Consider the following 6,228-nt stretch of genomic DNA (forward strand, 5'->3'; position numbering starts at 1 on the left):
CGCCACACCCTTCCCTCACACTTGGTCCAGAGTCTGTCCGCGACCGCCGGAGTCCTGCTCGAGAGAACCTGGAGCCTCAGCTCGCGAGCGCCGACTCCGCGTGCTGCTTGGCGTACGTCATGGTCGCGGTGCTGTTGCGGCCCAGCGCCTGGCGGACGTACCTGCGGGCCGCCGCGAGGTCGGCGGAGGGGCCCAGTACCTGGGTGACGGCCTCCTCGCGCAGCACGACGCCGTGCTGCGAGGTGACGGTCGAGCCGTACGCGCCGCCGGTGACCGTCCACACGCCGGTGTGGGCCGACATCAGCGCCGGGGTGCGGGTCTGCTTGTAGACGATGCGGCCGGCCGCCGGGAAGCACACCCGCACCGATTCGGTGGTGTGCGCGGACCCGTCGGCGGTGAGCGTGTCCATGGCCATGACCTGGACACCGGGCAGCTCGTCGGGCTCGGTGAGCTCCAGCCGCGAGACGTGCGGCAGCAGCTCCGGCCACTGCTCGGCCCGCTCCAGGAACGCGTAGACCAGCTCCGGCGGGGCGTCCACGTCGACGCGGTCCTCGAAGGACATCACGAGTTCGTCGAGCTTGCCCCAGCGCCCGCCCAGCTGCGCCAGGTTCGCCAGCTCCGCACGGCTGTTGGTGTCGGTGGCGCGCTCGACCCACTCCACGTCCTGCGCCCGGTCGCCCTCGACCGAGAAGTCGTGCAGCAGCGTCAGCTTCGAGCGGTCGGCGCCCAGCGACTCGACGATCCAGGTGCCGGTCATCGCCGACAGCGGGGCCGCGGGGATCTCCTGGCGGAACTCGATGCGCCGCGCTGCCGCGTCGAGCACCCGGCGCGAGGTCCAGGACTTGACCTGGCCGTTCGCCGTCGCCCACATCCGCAGCCGCTCCTGTACGCCGTCGAACGCCAGGCGCTCCACGTGCACGTTGGGCGGGAAGTACAGCGGCCACTGCACGGCGTCCGCGATCATTCCGTAGACCATGCCCGCGGGCGCGGCCACCTCGGTCTCGTGCACGGTACGGTGCACCCGGTCGGCCGCCATCAGAAGTTCCCCAGCCCGCCGCAGACGTTCAGCGCCTGCGCGGTGACGGACGCGGCGAGGTCCGTGGTCAGGTAGCCGACCATGGCCGCCACCTCCTCCGGGGTCGCGTAGCGCCCCAGCGGGATCTTCGCCTCGAACTGCTCCTGCACGTCCTCGGTCGTGGTGTCCCAGGCCGCCGCGTAGCCGGCCCGTACGCGCTGCGCCATCGGCGTCTCCACGTATCCGGGGCACACCGCGTTGACCGTGATCCCGGCCGGGGCCAGCTCCTTGCCGAGGGCCTTGGTGAAGCCGACGACGGCGTGCTTGGACGCCGAGTACGGGGCTCCCAGCAGGACGCCCTGCTTGCCCGCCGTGGAGGCGATGTTGATGATCCGGCCGTAGGAGGCCCCGGCCAGGCCGCCGTGCTTGAGCACCTCACGGGTCAGCAGGAAGACGCTGTTCAGGTTGGTGTCGATGACGTCGTACCAGAGCTCGTCGCTGATGTCGGCGGTCGGACCGCCGCCGCTGCGCCCGGCGTTGTTGACCAGGACGGAGATCGGGCCGAACTCGGCGACGGCGGCGGCCACCAACTCCGCGATCGCCTCGCGGGAGCGGACGTCGGCGGCCAGGCCCGAGACCTCCAGGCCCTCGGCGCGCAGCTCCTCGACGGTCTCCTTGACGGTTTCCGCGGTCCGCGCGCACAGGAACACCCGGTGCCCGCGCCGGGCCAGGTCACGTACGACCGCCAGGCCGATGCCGCTCGTGCCGCCGGTGACCAGCGCGACCGGCTTCTCCGGCGCCGCCTGCGGCTGCGCTGACGGTGTGGTCGGTGTGTTCAACGTGTCCCCTCCAGTACCCGTGGTGAGGTCTCGACCGTGTCGCGGAGCTCTGGAGACGCGGTGGAAGCAGGGTCGAGGAGCGGTACGGAGGCGCGGGTTCCGGAGGGTGCGGCCGCCGTCGGCGGCGCGGTCACCCGGGGTGCGCGGACCGCATCGCGGATCACGTCGGGCAGCGCTGCGGCCGCGCCCAGCGGCGCAAGGGCCCGCGCGAGCCCGCGCCGGGTCAGCGCCGTGCCGCTCGCGGCGATGTAGCCGTCGGGCCGGATCAGCACCCAGCCGCCCGGCCCGAGGTCCAGCGAGCGCCGCAGCAGCCCGTTCGGGTCGGGCAGCGGGGCGGGCCCGCCGCCGAGGCCGTCGCCCGCGGTCCGCACCGACAGCCACGTGCCGTGTGCGGCCGCGGCGGCCGCCGCGACCCGTCCCGCCTCGCCGGGCTCGTCCTGCACCGCCCACACCAGGGACCAGCGGGTGTCGCGCAGTTCGGCGCGCAGCGCCTCGGAGCCGGGGTCGTCCGGGTGCCGGCCGGCCGCAGCGGCGGCACGCGAGCCCGCAGGCACCGCCATCAGCGGGTCGGCCGTGGTCAGCGGGGACTCGGGGTACGACAGCAGCAGCCCGGACATGCCGCCGAGCACCTTGCGCTGGATGGCCCGGCGCAGCGGCCCGATGTTGCGTACGAAGGTGAAGGCGACGGGCAGCCCCACGCCGGCCAGGGTGTTCTTGAACTGGACCAGGAAGGTGGCCTTGCGGACGGAGCCCAGGAGCTTCTTGCCGATGGGGACGCGCTCCTGCCCGTACGTGGCGAGCAGTTCGCGGCCCGCCTGCCCCAGGGCGGCCATGGCGAGCTTCCAGGCAAGGTTGTAGGCCTCCTGGATGCCGGTGTTCATGCCCTGTCCGGAGGCGGGGCTGTGCACGTGGGCGGCGTCGCCCGCCACGAAGCAGCGGCCGTCGTGCATGCGGGGCACCATGCGCTGCTGGAAGGTGAAGACGGAGGTCCAGTCGGGTTCGGCGACCTGCACCGGGCGGCCGAGCCCGGTGCTGAGCTTCTCCGAGAAGCGTTCCGCGGCCTCGCGCGGAGTCTCCGACCGGCCGACGGAGGCGGTGTCGAGCAGCCGCCAGTACCCCTCGCGCTGGTACGGGACCATCATCATGGCCTGGCTGCCGGTGTGGGCCCAGTAGATGGTGTCGGGCGGCAGGTCGAGGGAGACGGCCGCGTCGGCCAGCGCCCAGGTCTCGCTGGACTCGCCGAGCAGCGGGAGCCCGAGCTCCTTGCGCACCGTGCTGTGGCCGCCGTCGCAGCCGACCAGCCAGGGCACCTCGTACTCCTCGGTGGAGCCGTCGGCATGCTCGAGGCGGGCGCGTACGGTGTCCCGGTCCTGCTCGAGGGAGGTCAGCCGCACACCCCATTCGACGGAGACGCCGAGCCGTGCGACGGCCTCGCGGAGCACTTCCTCCGTCTCGGTCTGCCCGATGACGAGGGTGTACGGGAACCGGGTGGGCATCGAGCGGTAGTCCGCCTCGAGCCGGACCAGGCGCCGGCCGCGCGCGAACATCGTGAAGGCCCTGTTCTTGCGGCCCCGGGCGAGCAGCCCGTCCACGAGGCCCATCTGGTCGAACGTCTCGAGCGTACGCGGGTGGACGGCCACCGCACGGCTGGTGGGGGCCGGGCCGGGGGCGCCGTCCACGACGCGCACGCGCAGTCCTCGGCGGGCCAGTTCATGGGCGGCGGTCAGGCCCACGGGGCCCGCCCCCACCACGAGCACGCGGGGGGACCCGGCCGTGGGGGATGTACCGGCGTTGGTCGCCACAGTGGTCGCTCCTCTGGTCGTACGGGATGTGGTGCGCGGGCCGTGCGGGCGGGGCGGTCTCACGCCGCCGCCGTCTCCGCCTCGGCCCGGCTGCGCAGGCTGTGGCGCAGGGTGCGCCGCTCGGGCTTGCCGACGTGGTTGCGCGGCACGGCGTCGATCACTTCGACGCGGCGGATCTGCTCGAACCAGTTCAGGCTCCCGTTGGCGCGCTCCACGACCGAGTCGATGACGTCGAGGAGGCCGGGGCCGGTCGGGTCGCGCAGCACGATGCCGGTCCAGACGACCGCGCCGTGGACCGGGTCGGGCCAGCCCGCCACGATGCACTCGGCGACGCGCGGGTCGGCGCCGAGGACCCGTTCGACGGCGGTGGGCGAGACGAGTTCGTTGTCGTACTTGAAGACGTCGCCGAGGCGGTCCACCAGGAACAGTTCGCCGTCCTCGTTGAGGTAGCCGACGTCCCCGGTGGAGAACCAGCCGTTGTCGTCGATCGGCGAGGGCGCGCTGTCGTCGAGGTAGCCGGACATCAGCTGGGGTCCGCGGACCTGGACCTCGCCGGTGGCGTAGACGTCGAGCGGGGTGCGCGTGCCGGTGTGGACGATGCGGCATTCGGTGCCCGGTACGGCGGGGCCCACGGAGCCGCTCTTGGGGTGGTGCGGGTCCTGGCAGTGGGAGAGCGGGGAGAGTTCGGCCAGCCCGTAGCCCTGGATGACGGGCACGCCCAGGCTCTCGCGCAGGGCGCGGGCGGCGGTGGGGGACAGGGCGGTGCCGCCGGAGAGCACGGCGGTGAGGCGGCGCCCGGCCGGGAAGTCGTCGGTGAGCCGCTCGTCCTGGGCCAGCACGTGCAGGCGGGCGGGCAGCCCGTAGTAGTGGGTGGCCTCCGCCTGCGCCGCGACGGCGAGGGAGGCGACCGGGTCGGGGTCGGTGCACAGCACCTGGCAGGCGCCCGCGTAGATCCCCGAGTTGAGGTGCATGGTGTGGTAGAGCGGCAGGTGGTTGAGGGTGACCGAGTCGCTGCCGAGGTCGTGCGCGGCGGCGGTCTGGGCGGCGTTCGCCACCAGGTTGCGGTGGCTGAGCCGGACGCCCTTGGGGCGGCCCGTGGTGCCGGTGGTGAACTGGATGCACGCGTCGCCGTCGAGGTCGACGACTCCGGGCAGGGCCGTCCGCTCCGGCGCCGAGTCCAGGGCCGCGGCCAGCGGCAGGGCGTCGCCGGGGACGATCCCGTCGGGCGCGTCCGTCACCACGACGGAGCGCAGGTCCGGCAGCTGCCCGCCCAGTTTGATCAGCAGCTCGGCCGTGGCGGCCGGCACGAACGCCACTTCCACGGCGGCCGTCCGCAGGACGTGGACCAGGCCCGTCTCCTTGATCAGCGGGTTGACCAGCACGACCGTGTTCCCGCTGCGCACCGTCCCGTAGTAGGCGGCCGCGAAGACGGGGTCGAGGACGTTGGCGACGCCGATCCGTGCGCCGCGGCGGCCGCACGTGTGCTCCAGGTAGGAGGCGAAGCGGTCGGCCTGGCCGTCCAGTTCGGCGAAGGTCACCGTGGTCTTCATGCCGGTCCTGGTCGCGGTCCGGATCGCCCGGCCTGCAGGGTCGCGGACCGCCGCCCGGCGCAGCAGGCCGTCCAGCGGGAGTTCCGGGTACACGAATCTCGGCATGGTGCTGTCCTCCTGGCTCCCGAAGGGGCGGCCGCGGCTGCGGCGGCACCCATAGACCCTGTTGGCCCAGCCTGGACAGGGACGCTTGAGGAGTCTTCGAAGAATGCTCGATCTGCGCCGCAGAAGCTGTCGGGAACCGAAGAACGGAGTCCCGCGATGACCGCGACGATCGCCACCGAGGCGTCCCCCCGCCCGCCCCAGGGGCGGGAGTTCGGCCTGCTGTACGCGGAGGTCCAGCAGTTCTACTCCCGCCAGATGCAGCTCTTCGACTCCTTCGAGGCCGAGCCGTGGGCGCGGACGTTCACCGAGGACGCCGTCTTCGACGTGCCGACGCTGCCGGCGCCGGTGGTCGGCCGCGCGGCTCTCGCCTCGAACGTCCGGCGCAACGCGGAGCTCAACGCCACCAGCGGTGAGCAGTTCCGGCACTGGCTCGGCATGCTCGACGTGCAGCCGCAGCCGGACGGCTCGCTGCACACCCGCAGCTACGCCCTGGTGTACCTGACCCCGCGCGGCGGTGAGTCGAAGGTGCACCGGGTGTGCGTGATGGAGGACGTACTGGTCCACTCGTCCGGCACCTGGCAGGTCTCCCACCGCCTGGTCACCCGCGACGACCTCTAGGGGGTGTCCAGTGCCGCGTCAGGCAACGTTCGCCCCGTCGCGACGCCCGGCACGCACTCTCACCGCACCGGCCGAAAGCTCACGTACGTCCAGTACGAGCGCTTGCGGCCGGCACGCCGAGAGCACGCACCGGACGCCGCTCCTTGACGGGCAAACGCTGCCTGACGCGGCACTAGGGCGTGTATCTGGTTGTGATCAAGGGGCGGTTCGTGTGAGGTCCTTGATCCAGATCATGGAGGCGCGAAGGTGCAGGCCGGCGAGATAGCTCTCGGGTGTCTTGTCGTAGCGCGTGGCGATAC

General features: G+C 72.8%; 5 protein-coding genes. 1 reads left to right on the forward strand and 4 read right to left on the reverse strand.

What is annotated here, in order from left to right; all coding sequences use genetic code 11:
• Window positions 1–76: 76 nt before the first annotated feature.
• The 4 genes from AB0M76_RS23025 to AB0M76_RS23040 are packed head-to-tail and all read right to left on the reverse strand — an operon-like array spanning window position 77 to window position 5,311.
• Window positions 77–1,036 carry an aromatase/cyclase gene (locus tag AB0M76_RS23025; protein ID WP_365954656.1) on the reverse strand — a complete coding sequence of 320 codons (960 nt, stop codon included), beginning with the start codon at window positions 1,034–1,036 and terminating at the stop codon, window positions 77–79.
• The gene (gene fabG / locus AB0M76_RS23030) at window positions 1,036–1,854 is read right to left on the reverse strand and encodes a 3-oxoacyl-ACP reductase FabG (RefSeq protein ID WP_365954657.1); all 819 of its coding nucleotides are present in this window, start codon (window positions 1,852–1,854) and stop codon (window positions 1,036–1,038) included. Before fabG ends, AB0M76_RS23025 begins: the two co-directional genes overlap by 1 nt.
• Complete coding sequence (locus AB0M76_RS23035; protein ID WP_365954658.1) at window positions 1,851–3,656, reverse strand: FAD-dependent oxidoreductase; 1,806 nt, start codon at window positions 3,654–3,656, stop codon at window positions 1,851–1,853. Before AB0M76_RS23035 ends, fabG begins: the two co-directional genes overlap by 4 nt.
• A 59-nt stretch (window positions 3,657–3,715) precedes the next feature.
• Window positions 3,716–5,311 carry a class I adenylate-forming enzyme family protein gene (locus AB0M76_RS23040; RefSeq protein ID WP_365954659.1) on the reverse strand — a complete coding sequence of 532 codons (1,596 nt, stop codon included), beginning with the start codon at window positions 5,309–5,311 and terminating at the stop codon, window positions 3,716–3,718.
• Between the two features lie 156 nt (window positions 5,312–5,467).
• Here AB0M76_RS23040 and AB0M76_RS23045 point away from each other — a divergent pair, with 156 nt between their 5' ends.
• Complete coding sequence (locus AB0M76_RS23045) at window positions 5,468–5,929, forward strand: nuclear transport factor 2 family protein (RefSeq protein ID WP_365954660.1); 462 nt, start codon at window positions 5,468–5,470, stop codon at window positions 5,927–5,929.
• The last annotated feature ends 299 nt before the right edge of the window (window positions 5,930–6,228 follow it).

The sequence above is a fragment of the Streptomyces sp. NPDC051364 genome, from assembly GCF_040682115.1.
Classification (GTDB): domain Bacteria; phylum Actinomycetota; class Actinomycetes; order Streptomycetales; family Streptomycetaceae; genus Streptomyces.